At 51.7% G+C, this 18,650-nt stretch carries 17 protein-coding genes, 1 tRNA gene and 1 pseudogene; 13 read left to right on the top strand and 6 right to left on the bottom strand.

Annotated features, from left to right (window positions below):
* Positions 1–4 precede the first annotated feature (4 nt).
* The 10 genes from tssF (at position 5) to BHU62_RS25085 (ending at position 8,898) form a co-directional block, all read left to right on the top strand.
* Entirely contained in the window at positions 5–1,759 is a 1,755-nt protein-coding gene (gene tssF / locus BHU62_RS21370; protein ID WP_073534451.1) for a type VI secretion system baseplate subunit TssF, read from the top strand.
* Positions 1,723–2,811, top strand: coding sequence for a type VI secretion system baseplate subunit TssG (gene tssG / locus BHU62_RS21365; RefSeq protein ID WP_073534450.1), 1,089 nt, complete (start codon positions 1,723–1,725; stop codon positions 2,809–2,811). Before tssF ends, tssG begins: the two co-directional genes overlap by 37 nt.
* On the top strand, positions 2,789–3,325 hold the full coding sequence (gene tssJ / locus BHU62_RS21360) for a type VI secretion system lipoprotein TssJ (protein WP_073534449.1): 537 nt from the start codon (positions 2,789–2,791) through the stop codon (positions 3,323–3,325). Before tssG ends, tssJ begins: the two co-directional genes overlap by 23 nt.
* Positions 3,325–3,780, top strand: coding sequence for a type VI secretion system baseplate subunit TssE (tssE, locus tag BHU62_RS21355; protein WP_073534448.1), 456 nt, complete (start codon positions 3,325–3,327; stop codon positions 3,778–3,780). Before tssJ ends, tssE begins: the two co-directional genes overlap by 1 nt.
* 14 nt (positions 3,781–3,794) lie before the next feature.
* Positions 3,795–4,265 carry a hypothetical protein gene (locus tag BHU62_RS21350; RefSeq protein WP_073534447.1) on the top strand — a complete coding sequence of 157 codons (471 nt, stop codon included), beginning with the start codon at positions 3,795–3,797 and terminating at the stop codon, positions 4,263–4,265.
* A 100-nt stretch (positions 4,266–4,365) separates the two neighbouring features.
* Entirely contained in the window at positions 4,366–5,748 is a 1,383-nt protein-coding gene (locus BHU62_RS21345) for a VasL domain-containing protein (RefSeq protein ID WP_073534446.1), read from the top strand.
* A gap of 2 nt (positions 5,749–5,750) precedes the next feature.
* On the top strand, positions 5,751–6,407 hold the full coding sequence (locus BHU62_RS21340; RefSeq protein ID WP_139282312.1) for a hypothetical protein: 657 nt from the start codon (positions 5,751–5,753) through the stop codon (positions 6,405–6,407).
* Complete coding sequence (locus BHU62_RS25090; protein WP_139282311.1) at positions 6,404–7,006, top strand: hypothetical protein; 603 nt, start codon at positions 6,404–6,406, stop codon at positions 7,004–7,006. The genes BHU62_RS21340 and BHU62_RS25090 overlap by 4 nt, the downstream gene beginning before the upstream one ends.
* Positions 6,996–7,910: a Kiwa anti-phage protein KwaB-like domain-containing protein gene (locus tag BHU62_RS21330; RefSeq protein ID WP_171971340.1), complete on the top strand. Its 915-nt coding sequence runs from the start codon at positions 6,996–6,998 to the stop codon at positions 7,908–7,910. The genes BHU62_RS25090 and BHU62_RS21330 overlap by 11 nt, the downstream gene beginning before the upstream one ends.
* Positions 7,911–8,184: 274 nt before the next feature.
* Positions 8,185–8,898 carry a hypothetical protein gene (locus BHU62_RS25085; protein ID WP_236720697.1) on the top strand — a complete coding sequence of 238 codons (714 nt, stop codon included), beginning with the start codon at positions 8,185–8,187 and terminating at the stop codon, positions 8,896–8,898.
* 348 nt (positions 8,899–9,246) lie between these two features.
* Here BHU62_RS25085 and BHU62_RS21320 read toward each other — a convergent pair.
* Positions 9,247–9,448: pseudogene (locus BHU62_RS21320) on the bottom strand (IS1 family transposase); the annotation flags it as partial.
* A gap of 512 nt (positions 9,449–9,960) precedes the next feature.
* Here BHU62_RS21320 and BHU62_RS21315 point away from each other — a divergent pair.
* On the top strand, positions 9,961–10,950 hold the full coding sequence (locus tag BHU62_RS21315; RefSeq protein WP_073534443.1) for a hypothetical protein: 990 nt from the start codon (positions 9,961–9,963) through the stop codon (positions 10,948–10,950).
* Positions 10,951–11,000: 50 nt separating this feature from the next.
* Here the strand turns inward: BHU62_RS21315 and BHU62_RS21310 are convergent, their stop codons facing one another.
* Entirely contained in the window at positions 11,001–12,191 is a 1,191-nt protein-coding gene (locus tag BHU62_RS21310; protein ID WP_073534442.1) for a tyrosine-type recombinase/integrase, read from the bottom strand.
* 175 nt (positions 12,192–12,366) lie between these two features.
* Positions 12,367–12,442: transfer RNA gene (locus tag BHU62_RS21305), tRNA-Phe, on the bottom strand.
* A gap of 705 nt (positions 12,443–13,147) precedes the next feature.
* Between BHU62_RS21305 and speF the strand changes: the two genes are divergently transcribed.
* Positions 13,148–15,313: an ornithine decarboxylase SpeF gene (speF, locus tag BHU62_RS21300; protein ID WP_073534480.1), complete on the top strand. Its 2,166-nt coding sequence runs from the start codon at positions 13,148–13,150 to the stop codon at positions 15,311–15,313.
* Positions 15,314–15,363: 50 nt separating this feature from the next.
* Here speF and mltC read toward each other — a convergent pair whose 3' ends face one another.
* The 3 genes from mltC to mutY all read right to left on the bottom strand — a co-directional run bounded on the left by mltC (position 15,364) and on the right by mutY (position 17,873).
* Entirely contained in the window at positions 15,364–16,440 is a 1,077-nt protein-coding gene (gene mltC / locus BHU62_RS21295; protein WP_073534441.1) for a membrane-bound lytic murein transglycosylase MltC, read from the bottom strand.
* A 63-nt stretch (positions 16,441–16,503) separates the two neighbouring features.
* Positions 16,504–16,776 (bottom strand): oxidative damage protection protein, encoded by a 273-nt coding sequence (locus BHU62_RS21290; protein ID WP_073534440.1) that lies wholly within the window; start codon positions 16,774–16,776, stop codon positions 16,504–16,506.
* The gene (gene mutY / locus BHU62_RS21285; RefSeq protein ID WP_236720696.1) at positions 16,773–17,873 is read right to left on the bottom strand and encodes an A/G-specific adenine glycosylase; all 1,101 of its coding nucleotides are present in this window, start codon (positions 17,871–17,873) and stop codon (positions 16,773–16,775) included. The genes BHU62_RS21290 and mutY overlap by 4 nt, the downstream gene beginning before the upstream one ends.
* A gap of 177 nt (positions 17,874–18,050) precedes the next feature.
* On the opposite strand from mutY, the gene trmB reads away from it, so the two are divergent.
* Positions 18,051–18,650, top strand: a 600-nt coding sequence (gene trmB, locus BHU62_RS21280) for a tRNA (guanosine(46)-N7)-methyltransferase TrmB (protein WP_073534438.1), incomplete at its 3' end; no start/stop codon positions are given.

The following is an 18,650-nucleotide window of genomic DNA, read 5'->3' as shown; positions in this document are numbered from 1 at the left end:
CACTATGGACGATTTAACCCTGCGTTATTACGACGCCGAAATGCGCTACCTGCTGGAAGCCGGCGAAGAGTTTGCCCGCGCTCACCCCGAGCAGGCGGCAATGCTCAACCTCGATAAAGCGGGCGCACGCGATCCGTATGTGGAGCGCCTGTTCGAGGGCTTTGCCTTCCTGATGGGACGCCTGCGTGAGAAACTCGACGACGACCTGCCGGAGCTGACCGAAGGTCTGGTCAGCCTGCTGTGGCCGCACTATCTGCGCACCATTCCGTCGATGTCGGTGGTGGAGTTCACCCCCGACTGGCGCGAAATGAAAGAACCGATGCGCATCGCCAAAGGCTTCGAGGTGAATTCGCGGCCGATCGGTGAGAAGGGTACGCGCTGCCGGTACACCACCACCCAGGAGATGACCCTTCAGCCGCTGTCACTTGAACGTGTGCGTCTGGCAACCGATGCGGAGGGCCGCTCGGTTGTCACGCTGCGCTTTAACTGCGGCGAATTGGCGGACTGGAGCCGTATCGATCTTAGCCATATCCCGTTCTACTTCAATGCCGATGCGCCGCTGGCCTGCGCCATGCACGAAGCGTTCACCCTGAATGTGGCCCGGATATGGCTGCGGATGCCCGGCGATATGGACAGCAGGCCGCTCGACGGGTATTTCACCGCGCTGGGATTTGGCGAAGACGATACCCTTTGGCCGAAGAGCAACAGCAGTTTCAGCGGCTACCAGCTGTTGTTGGAGTACTTTACTTTCCGCGAGAAGTTCATGTTCACCGGCCTGCGTGGCTTGGAAACCGTGGCCTTTCCGGCAGAGCTTCCCTGGTTTGAAATCGGCGTGGTGCTGGCGCAGCGCTGGGAGCATGACTTCAGCTTTACCGAAAAGCATCTGCGCCTGAACTGCGTGCCGGTGATTAACCTGTTCCCGCTGGAATCTGATCCGCTGACGCTCACGTCCCTGCAAACCGAATACATGCTGCGGCCGATGCGCGTACAGGATGGTCATACCGAGATTTACGCCGTGGACTCGGTGATGTCATCGAGCCGGCATACCTACGTGCCGTTTTCGAGCTTCCGCCACAAGGGCGGAATGATGCGCCACGCAGCGCCGGAATATTACTACCACACCCGCGTGCGGTGCGGTCCGTCCGGGCTGCATAACACCTGGCTTATCCTTGGCGGTGAAGCCTTTGATAATCACACCGTCCCAGAAGATGAAAGCCTGTCGCTGACGCTGACCGGCACCAACGGGCAGCTGCCGCGCCGTGCTCTGCAGAGCACGGTACTTGATACGGTAATGAAAACCACCTCGGCCAGCATCGCCGTGCGTAACCTGTGTGCGCCGACGCTGCCCTGTTATCCCCCGGCGCAGGATCGTTTCCACTGGCGCGTGCTGAGCCACCTTGGCAGCGGGTTTCTGTCGATGATGGATAATGCCGACGTGCTGCGCGGTACCCTGGCGCTGTACGAGTGGACAGACAGTGAGATGAACCGCCGTCGCCTTGAGGCCATCCTCGACGTGAAGCACAGTGAAATTGAACGCTTTGAACAGGGCTACCTGGTGCGCGGCGTACAGATTGAAGTGATGCTCGACAGCCACGGCTTTGCCGGCCGCGGCGACATCTGCCTGTTTGGTGAGATGCTGAGCCGCTTCTTCGCCTTGTACACCGATATCTATCTGTTTAACCGCCTGATTATTATCCTGCAACCGACCGGAGAGCACCTGGAATGGGAAGAGAAGCACAATCGCCGCATTCCCGGCTGACCCCACGACTGGAGGTTGACCTTAATCGGATTAACTTTTACCGTTTCTGCCAGCTGCTGGAGAAGCAGAATCCGGGCAGGCCGCTGATGGGCTCAACCAGCCATCCCGCCGATGACCCGGTACGCTTTGCCCCGCATCCGGGGATGGGGTTTCCGGCCAGCGAGTTGAAGACTGTCGAATATAACGAAGAGGATGACAGCAAACCGCCGCTCATCCGCACGACCTTTATGGGGATGTACGGTGTCGATTCCCCCTTACCAACGGCCTACCTGGATGACATCACCCAGCGTCGCGAAGGGCACGAGGCGCTTCAGGGCTTTCTGGATATCTTCAGCCACCGCATCCTGACGCAGTTTTATCGCATCTGGCGTAAATACTCTTACCCGGCAAGCTTCGAGCCCGGCGGAACGGACAGCATATCTCAGTCGCTGCTGGGCCTGGTGGGGCTGGGCATTCCCGGAACGGCTAAGAATATCGCCACGCCCGTCTCGCGATTTCTGGCGCTGCTCGGTGTGCTGCAACAGCCCGGGAAAACCCAGCAGGGCATGCAGGCACTGGTCAGCCTGCTGGCCCCGGATACCACGGTGCAGGTGAGTCCATACTGCCTGCGGCCGGTGGAAATCAGCCAGCCGCTGGGCTTTTACGGCGATGAAGATTTTCTGCTGGACGGCATTACGCCGCTTGGCGATGAGGCGATGGACGCCAACAGCCAGTTGCTGATTGCGCTGGCCACTGACGATGAAAAGGAATCGCAGGGCTGGAAGCCGGACGGCCTGCTGTACCAGGATTTTCTGGTGATGTTGCGCGTCTACCTGGGCTGGCGTTTTAAGGCAAAAATCACTCTGACAACCAGTACTCGCCTGCTGGCCGTTCCGCCGCTCGGCGAAGGACCTTTCTGGCTTGGCATGAATGGCGTGCTGGGCGCGGAAGAAGAAGGAGAGCTGGCGGAGGATATTCCGCAGACCTTTACCACAGAGCTGGGTTATTACACGGGGCTGGAGCCCGCCACACCACAACAAGGAAACAGACGTGTTACGTACAAGTTTGATTAAATCTGCATGCTGCCTGCTGGCATTAAGCCTGACCGGTTGTGGCGTCACGCAGGGCATCTCCGATGGCACCAAATCGGCCTACACCGCCATTTTTCACAAGAAAATAAAGGTGCTGCATCTGGACTTTACGGCCCGTGAAGCACTGAACACGGATGCGCGTGAAAGCAACTCGTTATCCGAATCCGTTGTGGTCCGTGTCTACCAGCTCAAGGACCGTAAGACCTTTGACAAAACGGTCTATCAGCAGTTGCTGAAAGATGGTGACACCGTGCTGAAAGCCGACCTGCTGGCCAGTCGTGACGTGGTGGTGAAGCCCGGCGGTGATGCAAACCTGAACATGCCGATGGAAGAAGACGCTCAGTTTGTGGCTGTGGTGGGGTTGTTCCGTCATCCGGATATGGTCAACAACACCTGGAGGCTGGTTATTCAACGAGACGACCTGGATCCGGATAAGCCGCGCATTCTGGAAGCGGGCAATAACCATCTGACGCTGCAACCTCTTAAGGATGACTGATGCCCCAGGGACACAACACACCCTCACTGTATGAAATGCTCACCGGCCATTTTACTGGCGGTCTTCCGCTGTCGCAGGTCAGTGAGCAGAACCAGGTCATCCTCTCCGTGCTCGATAACATGCAGCGTATTCTCAACTGCCGCGCCGGCACACTGGCGCACCTGCCTGATTATGGTCTGCCGGATATGACTAAAATCCTGCAGGGTATGCCGGGTACCGCCCATGAGCTGATGGGGACCCTGTCTGAGGTGCTGCTGAAATATGAACCCCGTCTGAAAAAAATAGCGGTCGTTCTGCTGGAGCAGAACGTTCCCGGCGAGCTGCGTTATGCCATTGACGCTGAGTTGAAGGGCATTGGTCTGGTGCGTTACGGCACCGAGTTTATGCCGGAGGGACGGGTTCTCCTGCGACATCTTAAGCAACAGCAGTATCTCGATACGACTACCCGTCTGTAAGGCCAGAGAACACCATGTCAGTAAAATCACAGTTCCTCAAAAAACTGCAGACCAGACAGTCTGCCCCGGTCTCGTTTGCCAGCAAGACTCAGGCCGATATCGCCGAATTTCGCCTGCGAATAACGCAGCTTCAGGAGCAGATGGACGCGTGGCTGGTGGATACCGGACTGAATGTGGAGGAGTTCGCGGTATCCGTTACGGATCTGCTGGTGGAGAGCGGGGCTTTTGAGATTGCCGGTATCGTCCTGCGTATCGACGACCGGGCCGTAAAATTTATGCCGGTATTTTTGTACGGCCAGGGCGTGACCGGGTGTGTGGAGGCGACTTTTCATAATGTAGAGAATGTGACTTCACTGGGGCGTTTATTCATGCGGTCAGGTACCGCGAACAACTGGACCTTTACTCCTCCTGGTACATTATCCCGCCCTGGGCAGTGTTTTGATGAAAGTACATTTTTTGGTCTGATTTTAGCGCTTCTGCCATAGCTGCGGGTATTGCAGTACCTGTCTCCCTGAAGATGCAGAAAACGAAGCTGCTAAACGATAATCTCCAATAGCTCCTGATACGCCAAATGGACGACTGGTCATGAATGACATTAACCCACGAAAAATCAAAACCGGTGGTGACCCCAGGGCGCTGCCGGACTATGCTGCCCTGCGCGACGAACTGAACAAGCTGACCCATCCGGCGCGTCCGGATGTTAACTGGCAGTATGTCGAAAAACTCTGTCTCTCACTGTTTGAGCAGAACGGCGTGGAACTGCAAACGGCAGCCTGGTATACGCTGGCCCGTACGCAGCTGGCCGGTTTATTCGGGCTCAATGAAGGGCTGACGATACTCGAGGCACTGATAAGTCATCAGTGGGGGGCACTGTGGCCTCAGCCAGTCCATGCCCGCATGGAAATCCTCAGCAGTCTTAGTCAGCGCCTGCAGCAACGGATGCGTTCGCTCTCGCTGAATTACAGTGACCTTAGCCAGTTGTACCGTGCGGAGCAGCTGCTTACCGGTCTGGGAGAGGTGCTGCAGCGCCTGGAGCTAAAACATCTCAGTCAGCTCGATACGTTGCGTACCCTGATGCACAACAGTGCTGTCCGGCTGGAAAATAGTGATAACACAACCAGCACCGGGCCGAACATTCAGTCGGGTATCGTATTGCCTGCCACCATGATGAATGCTGCGACAGCATCCACGAGAGACTTTGCTGGTGGACCGGATGAAGATACGCCAGAGAGTGCAGTGAAGTGGGTTTTCGTTGCGCAACCGGAACCGCAGCCGAATGTAGAAGTACTGTCTACAATGCCTGCTCCGGTTAAAAAGTGGAAGTCCTTCGTCGCCGGGATGTTTACCATGCTGGTGATAAGCATAGTCTCAGTGTGGAGCTGGCATTTTCTTCACCGTCCAGATCCTCTGCAGACTCAGCTTGCAGCTTCACTGGCTCCGTTCCCTGCACCTCTCACGTCCGAACAGCTGGGGATATTACGTCAGCAAACTCCGTTACCTCAGGACCTTATCGCACAGACACAGCAGCAGCTTGCCCGACTGGATAAGTTGCCGCCTGACTGGAATTTTGCTTACAGCCGAAAACTCACAGAACAGGCTCAAGAGCTGTGGCCGAAACAGGCTAAACCTCTGGCACAAAAGTGGCAACAACAACTTAATGCTGCTGCATTACCAACAGAACAGCTGAATGGTTGGCATCAGGGGATGATGAAGCTGAAGCAACTGAGTGACAGGCTGAACGGGCTGGATGAACAGAAGGGTAAATACATGACGGTCAGCGAGCTGAAATCTGTGGTATTTTCCACCATGCAGTCTTTTAACAAATCGGTACCGGCTGAAGAGCAAATGCGGGTATTGTTACAAAATCCTGAGAGAGAACCTTTACCTGCTGCCCGGGCTCAACTGGAGATGCATCTGAAACAATTGACAGCGCGCTATGCTGTAATACAAGAGAATGCATCAGAATAGAAATGGTGCTAAAAATTATGGTTAATTCAGTTCGTTATCGTAATAATCGTGTTCGATGGACAATCAGGGATTTAACCTTTCTGGAAAATAATTATTCTTCCATGTCAGTTGTTGAAATTGCTGACGGGCTGGGGCGGACTCCAGGTGCAGTAGGGTTGATGGCTGATAAGCTCGGGTGTCGAAAAAAGAAAAATGCGCCGTGGAGTGAAAATGAAATGGATATTATCCGTGACCACTATGCCCGGGGCATGGAGGCCAGGTCTCTGACACAATTACTTCCAGGGAGAAGTATTAGTGCGATCTTTTCTATGGCGGAGGCGCTGGGGGTAAAAAGTGGACGTTTCTGGCGTGAGGAGGAACTCGATATACTTAAAGCGGACTATCCCCGGATGGGAATGTCGGTAACTGCTCATCTGCCAGAAAGAAATGCAATGTCAGTTAAAATAATGGCGAGAAGGCTGGGGCTGAAGAAGTCCCGCTGTAGTGAAGCTGGTTTCCGTCCCTGGAGCGATGAAGAATGGACTCTTCTGGAAAAGAATATGCATCTAAGTGTGGCTGAGCAGCAGGTAGTACTGTTTCCGGACAGGACCAAAAAAGCAGTGGAAAAAGCGCGAGGTCGTTTGATTAAGAACATAAGAAAAAACAAGGGGGGAGTGTGACACCAAGACTATTCTTTGCTCTTGCAATCTTCTTAGGATCATATTTGCCATTAAGTATGATTCTGCTAATGCAGGATCTGGACAATAAAAAACTCAAGGGGAATATCTGTTTTAATTTTTTGACCTCAGGAACATGTCATCTTCCGCTCCAAAAACCATTCCTGTCAGTGAGTTTGTTTCTTGTTTGTTTAGCCTGCTTTGTTTTTTCATGGTTTGCTTTGAATCTTGCTAAACCGGATGGGCAAAAAATAAAAGTAATTGAATCAAAATATACCCCATCAGATTTAATGAATTATGTGCTTCCTTATATTGTTTCATTTATGAGTATAAGTTATATGGAGACAAATAAATTTTTAGGGTTTGTTGTATTCCTGTTGTGGCTCTTCTGGCTCTCATATAAGTCAGGTCAAATAATATTAAACCCCATGCTTATTGTTTTTAACTGGAAGATGTATGAAATATCTTATCGTTTTCCTGGGAGCAATGATATCTTTTCTGGAGTTGTATTAGCTAACACAGATGTTAATCCAAATTCAGATTATGAGTACGAAACAATACAATCTGTTATAGTCATTTGTGGAGAGAATGATGATGCTTGAGAATTTACAGGGTTTTGATCTTCAAACGGCCGAGTTATCGGTATGGGTATTCAGGAAAAAATCCCTGAAAGGGCAGGCGTCGTTTACAGGGAAATGGATCCCAGTAGATCCTGAGCTTAAAACAGAATTATTAGGATTTATTCAAACAGAAAGAGGTAACTATACAGAAATCATAGATTATTCGTTGCTGGCGCAGAACAACGAAGGCAGTCTTATGCTTATTGGAACCGGAGAAACTTCGGCTGTAGATGTTACAACAATATCTGCAAATCAAATACCAGCGAAAAAGGTAAAAGAGATCAAAGAGTTATCTAATTGTGATTTCTATTCTGTAAAATTAGTCTCCGGTGATACAGTATTACACTGTGTGAAGAAAACGGATTCATCCTGGGCGACCAAAAAGCAGGCTGGGTTGAAGTCAGTTGTTTTCAAAAATAATAAGTTGAAAATTGATAGGTCCCCACGATTTAACATTGCAAAGGATTTTGACTTTTTCATTCTTGAGGATAATGTTTACATTAAGAATAAAAAAGTATTTGAATCAGTTTTGAGTTACAAGACAGCGCATATTGATAATTTTAACGTATTAATGGATGAACCGGAATTCAGTCAGTTGCTTACCGATGCAGAGCCGTTGAAACGATACGTTGGTAATAATGCGATGCAACTGAGAAGAGCATCTGCTATTAAAGAAAAGGGGTATTACAAGGTGCCAGAATTCATGGATAGCTTGAGAGCTAATGCGCTACGATTTAGATTAAATCTGCAATTTGACGCTCAAGGTAAAATCATTGCCAGTGATGAGTGCTGTGCGGATATATTTCAGGCTTTGCTGGACCATCGCTTGCAATCGCACTTTGCAGCACACATTTATGATGTGCCCAATGCTTCCATGGTACCCTAGATATAATTCAGGATATGAGTTCAATAATATTTGAATACTAAGTTTATCATTAATAAAATGGTAATGATATTGACTTGTATCCTTTTTTATATGGGGTTGGCATGATGTTGTTTTTTCAAATATCATCCTTGCTTAATATTGGAGATGTACTCATTAAGGTTATCTTATGATCTATTTTTATTAAATTATCGATTTTTTAAGAGGGGACAACGGACTGGCGCTATGTCGCGTGTATTGCCGTTAAGCTTCTCGCTCAGGATAAGCACCTCTATTTGTGAAAGTATTTTCAATAGTGACTGTCTATAATGTTATTGTGGAGGTTATTGTGTGTGGGAGTTTATATACCAATAAAAAATATAATGTGACGAATAAATTATTAGCTCGTTGTATTGGTACGGGACGCTTAAAGGGAGAGGTAAGATGCCATTTTAGTGGGTTTAATGGTAGGAAGCATATTGGTTATGTTTTACTTACTTTATTTTTAAGACGAGTGTTTAGCCCAACTGTACTCTCCCATGAGCGAATATTTGATCGTTTTCGACACTACGAGAGAGAATCACTTGAAATATATAACTCTTTAAATGACTGTGATCTTAATGAGATATTCCAGGAAGTGCAGGAAATATATGAGCATACTCAGTATCACCTTAATGGCATAGGGGGTAACTCCGTTTTATTGGGTAGAAAGTTGCAAGGAGAGTACGCAGACAAAATTATTTCCCTTAAAAAATCAGCTGAGATGAGTGGAATTAACAGCGTTTCAATTGAAATGGATGTTTTAAATTCTTTCAATGATAACGATGAATATTATGGGCGAGTTCAACTATTATTGGATATTCCTATTTCTGATATATTGTATTGCCATAACCTTATTGATTCAGAGCATGTTTCTTGCATGCTGGTTGAACCCCATGAATGGGTTGTGATTAATAGATCTCCAACATGTGTTGTTTCAGTGCCGATTTCCTCCATAAAATTACTTAATTGAGCACTGGTGGTTATATCTTGCGTTATAAATTGATGTTTTTTTAAATAAAACATGAGTCATTTAGCTTGGTTTTTTTAATTATTCGGGCGTGTAATTTTATAGATATGTGTGATGGTTTTTTTATCCTTCAACGGCTGTAGCTGATGTGATGTTATCTCGAGGTGCGGTAATCGCATGATAAAGTTTGTGGTGCAAATTGTTATAATTATCAATGAACAGTGAAACAATATGACCATTAAGGCCTGATTGTCAATTAATTGTTGTAGATGATTATAGTAATGATTCCCATTATTACAACATATATTTTTAGATAACGGAGTTGATGATTTTTTCGTAAACCTTGATGGATCATGAGAAGCAAATCGTTATGCGAGCCAGCCGTTTGATACGGGGTCGGAGTGTCAGATTGTTACGCTCCATGCGCTGTGTAAAAATTTTACCTGTCAGGAGTTTCTCCTTCGACACTTCTTTTAGCATAACTGCCCAAGTCGTCACTCGTTATCATGATCATGCCAATGTTGAAGGGAATCCGCAGTGCCAGTAGCTCTTTGTTCCACATTTTCGCCTACGAGCAGAACAGGGCATGAAAATGTCAGTGAGTCTTACGCTATTTGGTTCGCGAATGTTAAAGAGGAAAGCGTCAGGGGAATGCTTACTCATACCCATAATGTTGTTTCCGACAACATTTCCGAATAAGCATCTGAACGAAAATGAAGATTATGAGCCGTTCGGCGGCGGCTAATCATCTGTTGTGAGCCTGTCAGTCATTTTGTGTAGTTGCCGCCGTATTGGAGGTGAGCGCTCAGGCGGTCACCGAATCCGATAACAAAACGATTCATTACCAGCCGTCAGTTTATGCTTCTATTCTTGCCGCAGCCAACGTGGTGCCCGTATCCGCATTTGTCGGGTTATCACCCGACTTTTAGCACTTACCCTGCCTATCTCCTGTACTCTTCATTGAGTTACCCGACGTAGTGTTGTTTTTATCGCCATCTAGGTGTGTATTTAACCAGTATTGTATGCGACCCCAGTGTCAGAGTTTAATCCAGGACAGGAGAACTAATGACCACATGCTCTGAGCGTTTTTTAAGCTACGATGATATTTGTAAACGTCCTGCTTTTGATCAAAATTATGAGATCAGCCCTGATAATTTTCATAAACTCATTGGTAAATATTCTTTTAAGGAACGGCATATTTGTCAGGTACGTACAAATAAAGGTATTTGCTATCAGAAACACAATAATGGTTGGCTGGGTGTTTCTCAGGAAGGCGTTGAAGCACTGATTGGTTGTGATTGTGCGGTAAACTATTTTTCAGCCCATGATGACTTCATCCGGGAAAAGAATCGTGTTAATGATGAACTTGACCGGAAAGAAGCGTTTGAGAAAATGTCATTATTACTCGAAAAAAAACTGGAAACGGCGAGTTATATTGTGGACCTTGAAAAAACAGCCAAAGAGGTTGAAGGTAAAGTAAGCGAAATTTATAATACCTTCCCCAATGAGGTTTTGAGTTTTCTCTATGATGCTCAGAGAACAAATAACTGGGATGTATTTATTGATGTGCAAAAATTCAAAACAGTTGAAGATGAAAATGGAGAATCATTCACCCAAGAGAGCTGGGTTAAAAGTAAACTGGGAAAAGTTAGTACCATCTCTCCATCAATGGATTTAAAACGTCTTTTAGATAACGTGACAGATCTCAGGAAATTTTACAACTCATTCGCCACGGTCAGGCCTGATGATTTAGCTGATATAAAAACACCGAAACTTAAAAAACAAGTTAAGCGACTTGGTCTGAAGGATGAATATGCACAGTTGATAGTGAAATATAATGAGGAAGTTAGCGCGTTTTTAAAAGAATCCAATATGGAGTTTCTAATATATGTCTGTGATAGTAATAAAGAACAATTCTTAACTACGCAGGCGTTGATGAGATTGTCTGGTTTAAAAGCCGCTCATAGTACCTATATTGATAAACGTTTGAAAAGTATTAAGGATAAAATGGAAAAATTATTCGGTGGCGATTACATAAGGAAGAGTGTGCGCTAATTACTAAAAAAAATAACACGCTAAAGCTCAGCCCTTTATGGGCTGAGCTTTTATGCTGCGGTATTTTTACCTTCCAGTCTATCAATGTAGTCAGCGTACCATTGCATCATTTCGCGGCGATTCTCCAGATACTGGGCGTGGTTGTATGTACCGCGAATACTGTTTTTATCCACATGGGCTAACTGCATTTCTATCCACGCAGTGTTAAATCCCTGTTCATGCAAAATGGTACTCATGGTGTGGCGAAAGCCGTGTCCGGTAGCTTTACCATCGTAGCCGATTCGTTTGATCACCATGTTAATACTGGCTTCACTCATCGGTTTGTTGATGTTGCAGCGCCCTGGAAATACCAGTTGATACTGACCGGTATAAGTGTGGAGCTCCTGCAGGATCGCCAGAACCTGGTCTGACAAAGGTACCAGATGCTTACGGCGTTTCTTCATACGGCTTTCGGGGATCGTCCATAACGCATTCTCCAGATCAAACTCTTGCCACTCTGCAGCACGAAGTTCAATCGTACGCACTCCCGTTAATAGCAGCAGACTGGTTGCCATACGCGTAATGCAACTGCCATGGTAACCAGCCAGACTGGCGAGGAACGCCGGTAATTCAGAAGTCTGAAGGTGAGGGAAGTGCTCAGTCTTTGGCGCGCTCAGCGTACCGGTGAGTTCCGCCGCCGGGTTAATCGTTGCACGTCCTGTGGCGATGGTATAACGGAAGATCTGATTGCAGTACTGCCTGACCTTACGGAGTTTCTCCAGCGAACCACGCTTTTCAATCAGGCGTAAAACCTCCAGCATCTCCAGAGGCAGGATCTCTGCGACAGGGCGTTTGCCCACATGAGGGAAAATATCCTTCTCCAGTGCTTCCAGAACGCTCTCAGCGTAGCTTTCCGACCATGAGATGCTCTTATGCTTATGCCACTCCATAGCGAGCGCTCTGAAGGTATTTACGACGGATATCTTTTTGGCGAGTTTTTCGAGCTGCTTTTTCTCGCTGGGGTCGCCGCCATCAGCAATCACCTTTCTGGCCCCATCGCGTTTTACACGCGCATCAGCCAGGGATATCTCTGGGTAAACACCGATAGAAAGCTTTTTCTCTTTACCGGCGATACGGTATTTCATGCGCCAGTAGCGTTTCCCAGTGGTGGTCACCAGGAGAAAAAGGCCACGTTCGTCGGAAAGTTTATAGTCCTTCTCTTTAGACTTAGCGGTCTCGACCTGCCGGGCTGTCAGTGCCATATGGGGGCCTCAATTTTCATTGAACACAATGAGCCCCCTGAAAAGCCCCCAGATGCAACTTGATTTAGAGAGAGCCGGGTTGAGGTCAGTGGAGTTCGAAATGTCAGAAAGTGATGTATGGCGGTGATTATACTTGAGTTTTGTGGAGTTTGGGAGACGTACATAGAAGTGAAAGTGGTGCCCGGACTCGGAATCGAACCAAGGACACGGGGATTTTCAATCCCCTGCTCTACCGACTGAGCTATCCGGGCAACGGGGCGCATTAAACCGTATTGGCCGGGTGGCGTCAATCGCTTTCTGTCACAAAGCCGATCGGTTGCTCTATTTTCAGGCAGCAAGCCCGGCGGAGTGGGGAATGGGAGGGGAACGCCACTCAATAAATATGCATATAAAACGTGTATTTATACCATTTTATAGATGGGTTTCTATGGTTTTTTAATTAAATAACAATGCGTTATGGTTAAATCGATGCGCGTTCAACCAAGGCGATTCTTGCTTGAACCCCGTAACGAATCATGCAATCATTGCGCAAATTTTAGCACTCTCCGTTCCCTGACGGTGTTCCCGCTTCTTATAAGCCAGAGGGTTATTGGCATGACTGGTTTTGTTGCTCAAGCGCTGTTGCGCACCAGACATCTGACGCCGCCACCGTTCCGCCGTTGTTTCCTTCGCACGTCATCCGCCCGAATACGCCTGCCGGCCATGCGGTAAGGCCGCCTGATGCTCGCTGTTAGGCATGCGTAAAGCCAGCGCTGCGGCCCTGATTTTACTGATGCCTGTCGGACGCTGCCAAGACCAGTTCCCCCGATAGCCGCCTGATGATCGCCGATCATGAGCCGGTCACGCACGCCGCTTATGCTGCCGTGCCCGGGTATCGCTTTTACCGGGATAACCGCGTTATCTCATTACCGTGCCGGTGGCACACCCTCATCCTTCACCGTTTGAGAGTCAGCATGATGAAAGAATTGAAAATCGCGACCAGCGCCAGCCTGGTCGCCACCATTGAGACGCTGCGCCAAATCGTGCGCGTAGAGCAGACGGACTACACCGATGTGGCGGCGGTGGTGGTGTCGGTCGCCGACGTGAACGCCGGTATTCTGGCGCGCTTGCAGGCGACGGGGTTCGACATTCCGACCTTCGTGGCGGTGGAAGGGGACGAGCATCTCTCGCCGGACTATCTGCCGTTCGTCAGTGGGGTTTTCGCGCTGCTGGCCGGTGCCAGCAAGCCGTTCTACATGGCGCAGCTGGAGGCCGCCGCCGACGCCTATGAGCAGGCGCTGCTGCCGCCGTTCTTCAAAACGCTGAAGACCTACGTCGAGATGGAAAATTCGACCTTCGCCTGCCCGGGGCATCAGGGCGGCGAGTTCTTCCGCAAACACCCGGCCGGCCGGCAGTTCTTCGATTTCTACGGTGAGACCCTGTTCCGTTCCGATATGTGCAACGCTGACGTCAAGCTGGGCGATCTGCTGATCCACGAAGGGTCGGCCAAGGATGCGCAAAAGCACGCGGCGCGGGTGTTCAACGCCGATAAAACCTACTTTGTACTCAACGGCACCTCGGCGGCCAACAAGGTGGTGACCAACGCGCTGCTGACCCGCGGCGATCTGGTGCTGTTCGATCGCAACAACCACAAATCCAACCACCACGGGGCGCTGATCCAGGCCGGCGCCACGCCGGTCTATCTGGAAACCGCCCGCAACCCGTTCGGCTTTATCGGCGGCATCGATGCGCACTGCTTCGACGAACGCTACCTGCGTGAGCAGATCCGCGAAGTGGCACCGGAGAAAGCTGCGGCGGCGCGGCCGTTCCGGCTGGCGATTATTCAGCTCGGCACCTACGACGGCACGATTTACAACGCTCGCCAGGTGATCGACACCATCGGCCATCTGTGCGACTACATCCTGTTCGACTCCGCCTGGGTGGGCTACGAAGGTTTTATTCCGATGCTGAAAGAGTGTTCGCCGCTGCTGTTGGAGCTGGACGAGCACGATCCGGGCATTTTCGTCACCCAGTCGGTACATAAACAGCAGGCGGGGTTCTCGCAGACCTCGCAGATCCACAAGAAAGACGACCATATCAAAGGGCAAAAGCGCCACTGCAACCACAAGCACCTGAACAACGCGTTCATGCTGCATGCGTCGACCAGCCCGTTCTATCCGCTGTTCGCCGCGCTGGACGTCAACGCCAAGATGCACGCCGGCCCCGCTGGGCGCCGCATGTGGATGGACTGCGTCAAGCTGGGCATCGAGACCCGTAAACAGCTGCTCAAGCGCTGTACGCAGCTGAAGCCGTTTATTCCGCAGCAGGTGGCGGGCAAAGACTGGCAGGATCACGATACTGATCTTATCGCCAACGACGCGCGCTTCTTCACCTTCGTGCCGGGGGAAACGTGGCACGGCTTCGAAGGCTATGCCCAGGAGCAGTATTTGGTGGACCCGTGCAAGCTGCTGCTGACCACGCCGGGCATCGACGCCGCGACCGGCCAATACACCGAGTTCGGCGTGCCGGCCACCATTCTGGCCAACTTCCTGCGCGAGAACGGCATCGTGCCGGAGAAGTGCGATCTCAACTCGATCCTGTTCCTGCTGACCCCGGCGGAAAACCCGGCCAAGATGGAGCAACTGGTGGAGATGCTGGCGCAGTTCGAGCGCTATGTTGAAGAGGACGCGCCGCTGAGCGTGGTGCTGCCGACGGTGTACCGCAAGAACGAGCAGCGCTACCGCGGCTACAGCATTCGCCGGCTGTGCCAGGAGATGCACGATCTGTACGTCAGCTTCGACGTCAAACAGCTGCAAAAGGAGATGTTCCGCCAGGATCATTTCCCGCCGGTGGTGATGAACCCGCAGGACGCCAACGTGGAGTTTATTCGCGATAACGTCGAGCTGGTGCCGATCGGCCAGGCGGAAGGGCGCATCGCGGCGGAAGGGGCCTTGCCGTACCCGCCGGGCGTGCTGTGCGTGGTGCCGGGCGAAGTGTGGGGCGGTGCGGTGCAGCGCTACTTCCTGGCGCTGGAAGAGGGCATCAACCGCCTGCCGGGCTTCTCGCCGGAGCTGCAAGGGGTCTACATCGAGAAAAAAGATCACGGCTGGAAGCGCATCTTCGGCTATATGATCAAGCCATAGAAAAAGGGCCGGTTCGCACCGGCCCTTCTCATTTATCCACGCGGAACGCGCTACTTTCTGCGGTAGCTCTTCTGCGCGGTGTTCACTTTCACCAGATAGCGGCGCGACTCGGCGGCTGGGTGCTTGGTGGTCAGCGTCTGATACACGTCGCCCGGCTGCATGCCGTTGATGATGCCCACCGCACGCGTTCTGTCGCTGGAGAACACCCGCAGCACGCTGCCTGCGCCGCCGTTGTAGGCGGTGATCACCGCATAGCGGCGCGAGGTCGGGTTCTGAATGCCGCCCAGGTAGTTGTTCTGCAGGATCGCCAGATAGGCGGTGCCGGTGTCGATATTGTTCTCCGGATCGAACAGGTAGCTGCGGCTCGGGGTGCCCCATTTGCCGCGCATCTGGAACACGTCTTTACCGGCGGTGTGTTGCACCACCTGCATCAGGCCCAGCGCGTCCGAACCGCTCACCGCATACGGGTTGAAGCTCGATTCGGTCTGCATGATCGCCAGGATCAGCGACTCGTCCACGCCGTATTTTTCCGACGCTTTGCGCACCATCGGCAGGTATTTATGCGCACGCTTGTCCAGGTGGTTCGGCACCAGCTGGATGGTGACCGAGTAGATCACGTGCAGGCCGGAGGTGCGTTTTTGCAGCTTGGTCTGCAGCAGGTAATCGGCGAAGTGCGCCGCGCGCCATTCCCAGCGGATCGGCGCGCCTTTGTTGTCCAGCACCTGGCCGTACAGGAACGGCTCTTTACTGATCTGGATATCGTTGGCGTCGGAATAGAGATCGATGGAACCCGGATCGTCACCCATCAGCAGCGTGCTGATGATCGCCTGGCGCAGGTGCGCGGCCGGATCGGTGGTGGCGATGGTTTCGACGGTAATGGAACCGGTGTCGAAGTTGATGTGGCTGCGGGTTTGGTATTGGTCGGTGTATTTGACGTAGTCTTTCGGCCCGGCGATCAGAACTTCGTTCAGACCCCAGATGTTTTCGATGTTGTGGGCGAATTGGCCCATCAGAATGTCGAAGCCGTTGGTATCTTTGATCCAGGCTTCGCTGATTTCTTCACTTTTTTTGCCGGAACAGGAGATCAGCAAAGGCGCTATTACGAGCAAAGCTAAAATTTTCTTCATCTTAAAGCCGTCAGGAAGAATTATAAGAGTATTAAAGTGGGCCAGCGCCTGGCCCCAACAGCGTTATTCGCTCGGTGGCGTATAGCCTTCGATGTGTACGTCGTGCCCTTCGAACAGGAACTTGATCATCTCCTCTTCCAGCAGTTTGCGGTCATCCACGTTCATCATGTTCAGCTTCTTCTCGTTGATCAGCATGGTTTGCTTCTTCATCCACTCGCCCCAGGCTTCCTTGGAGATCTCGTTGTAGATGCGCTTGCCGACTTCACCGGGATAGAGCTGGAAATCCTGCCCTTCGGCGTCGCGCTGCAGGAAAGTACAAAAAATGGTGCGGCTCATGCTAATTCCTCATCGATGGCGCTATCGCCATATAAGTTTTGTTGGATCGGGGGCTGTTTCGCCAGCTGTTGCAACAGGCGATCCACCGGCGCTGCCAGCCCGACCGACGGCGGCTGCGCTAAGTTATACCAGAGACCTGCGCCCTCATCCATGCCACCACCCGCCGCGTCGAGCGACAGCCACATCGGCACGATATCGAGGTGGAAATGACTGAACGTGTGGCGAAACGCGGTCAACTGCTCCAGGCGCTTGCCTTTCAGACCGCGCTGCTGCAGCCAGAGTTCCAAATCCACACGCGCGCTGAACTGCGGGAAGCAGAACAGGCCGCCCCACAGGCCTACCGCCGGGCGCTGTTCCAGCCACACGCGGTCGCCGTGCTGCAGCAATAAGAAGTAGGCGGTTTTTTCCGGCAGGGTCTGCTTGGGTTTCTTGCCGGGATAATTGGCCCAGCTGTGATTAGCGTAAGACAGGCAGCCGACGTTGAGCGGGCAGAGTTCACACTTGGGCTTGGAGCGGGTGCAGACCATGGCGCCCAGATCCATCATCGCCTGGTTGAACTGGCCGACGCCCTGCGCCGGGGTGACCTCTTCGCTGATTTTCCACAGCCGGTTTTCGACCTCTTTCTTGCCCGGCCAGCCCTCCACCGCGTAGCAGCGGGCCAGCACGCGCTTCACGTTGCCGTCGAGGATCGGGTAGTGTTGGCCCAGCGCCAACGACAGCACCGCGCCGGCGGTTGAGCGGCCGACGCCCGGTAAATCGGCGATTTCTGCGAAGGTTGTCGGGAACTCGCCGCCGTGCTGTGCGACAATGGTCTGCGCCGCCTTGTGCAGGTTACGGGCGCGGGCGTAATAGCCCAGGCCGGTCCACAGATGCAGCACTTCGTCCAGCGGGGCCTCCGCCAGCGCGCGCACGTTGGGAAAACGGGCCATAAAGCGCTGAAAGTAAGGGATGACGGTGGCAACCTGGGTCTGTTGCAACATCACCTCGGAGAGCCATACTTGATAGGCGGTTTTCTCCAGCTGCCACGGCAGGGTTTTGCGGCCGTAGCGCTGGTACCAGTCAAGCACCACCTGTGCGAATTGTTGTGCTTGCATCATGAGCAGAGTCGTTATCCGGCAGAAAATGAAGCGAGATTGCAGCATAGAGTCATGGTGCTGTAAACCGGAACTTTCCGACGTCGCACGGCGGGTACAGAAGATGAACACTTGCTAAACCAATGTATCTTTGCATAATGCGCGTTTCCCTAATTGGCAGCCAAACAGACAGAAAGCACTATGATTAATGACGTCATCTCCCCGGAATTTGATGAGAACGGCCGCGCGATGCGCCGTATCCGCAGTTTTGTCCGCCGCCAGGGGCGGCTGACCAAAGGCCAGCAGCACGCGCTGGAGAACTATTGGCCGGTGATGGGCGTGGAGTATCAGGCTGAAGCTGTCGATCTCGCCGCGCTGTTCGGGCGTGAAGCGCCGACGGTACTGGAGATCGGTTTTGGCATGGGCGCCTCGCTGGTGACCATGGCGGGCAACAACCCGCAGCAGAACTTTTTAGGGATTGAGGTGCACTCGCCGGGCGTGGGCGCCTGCCTGGCCGACGCCCACGAGGCGAAGCTGAGCAACCTGCGCGTGATGTGCCACGATGCGGTTGAGGTGCTGGAAAACATGATCCCGGACGGCTCGCTGGATATGGTGCAGCTGTTCTTCCCCGATCCGTGGCACAAGGCGCGCCACAACAAGCGCCGCATCGTGCAAACGCCGTTTGTCGAACTGGTGCTGCGCAAGCTGAAGACCGGCGGCGTTTTCCACATGGCCACCGACTGGCAACCTTATGCAGAACATATGTTAGAGGTTATGAACGGGGTCGCAGGCTACCGTAAT

The organism is Serratia marcescens (assembly GCF_001902635.1).
Taxonomy (GTDB): Bacteria; Pseudomonadota; Gammaproteobacteria; order Enterobacterales; family Enterobacteriaceae; genus Serratia; species Serratia marcescens_F.
The sequence above is the reverse complement of the archived record's forward strand: the minus strand, read 5'-3'. Positions and strand labels throughout refer to the sequence as shown.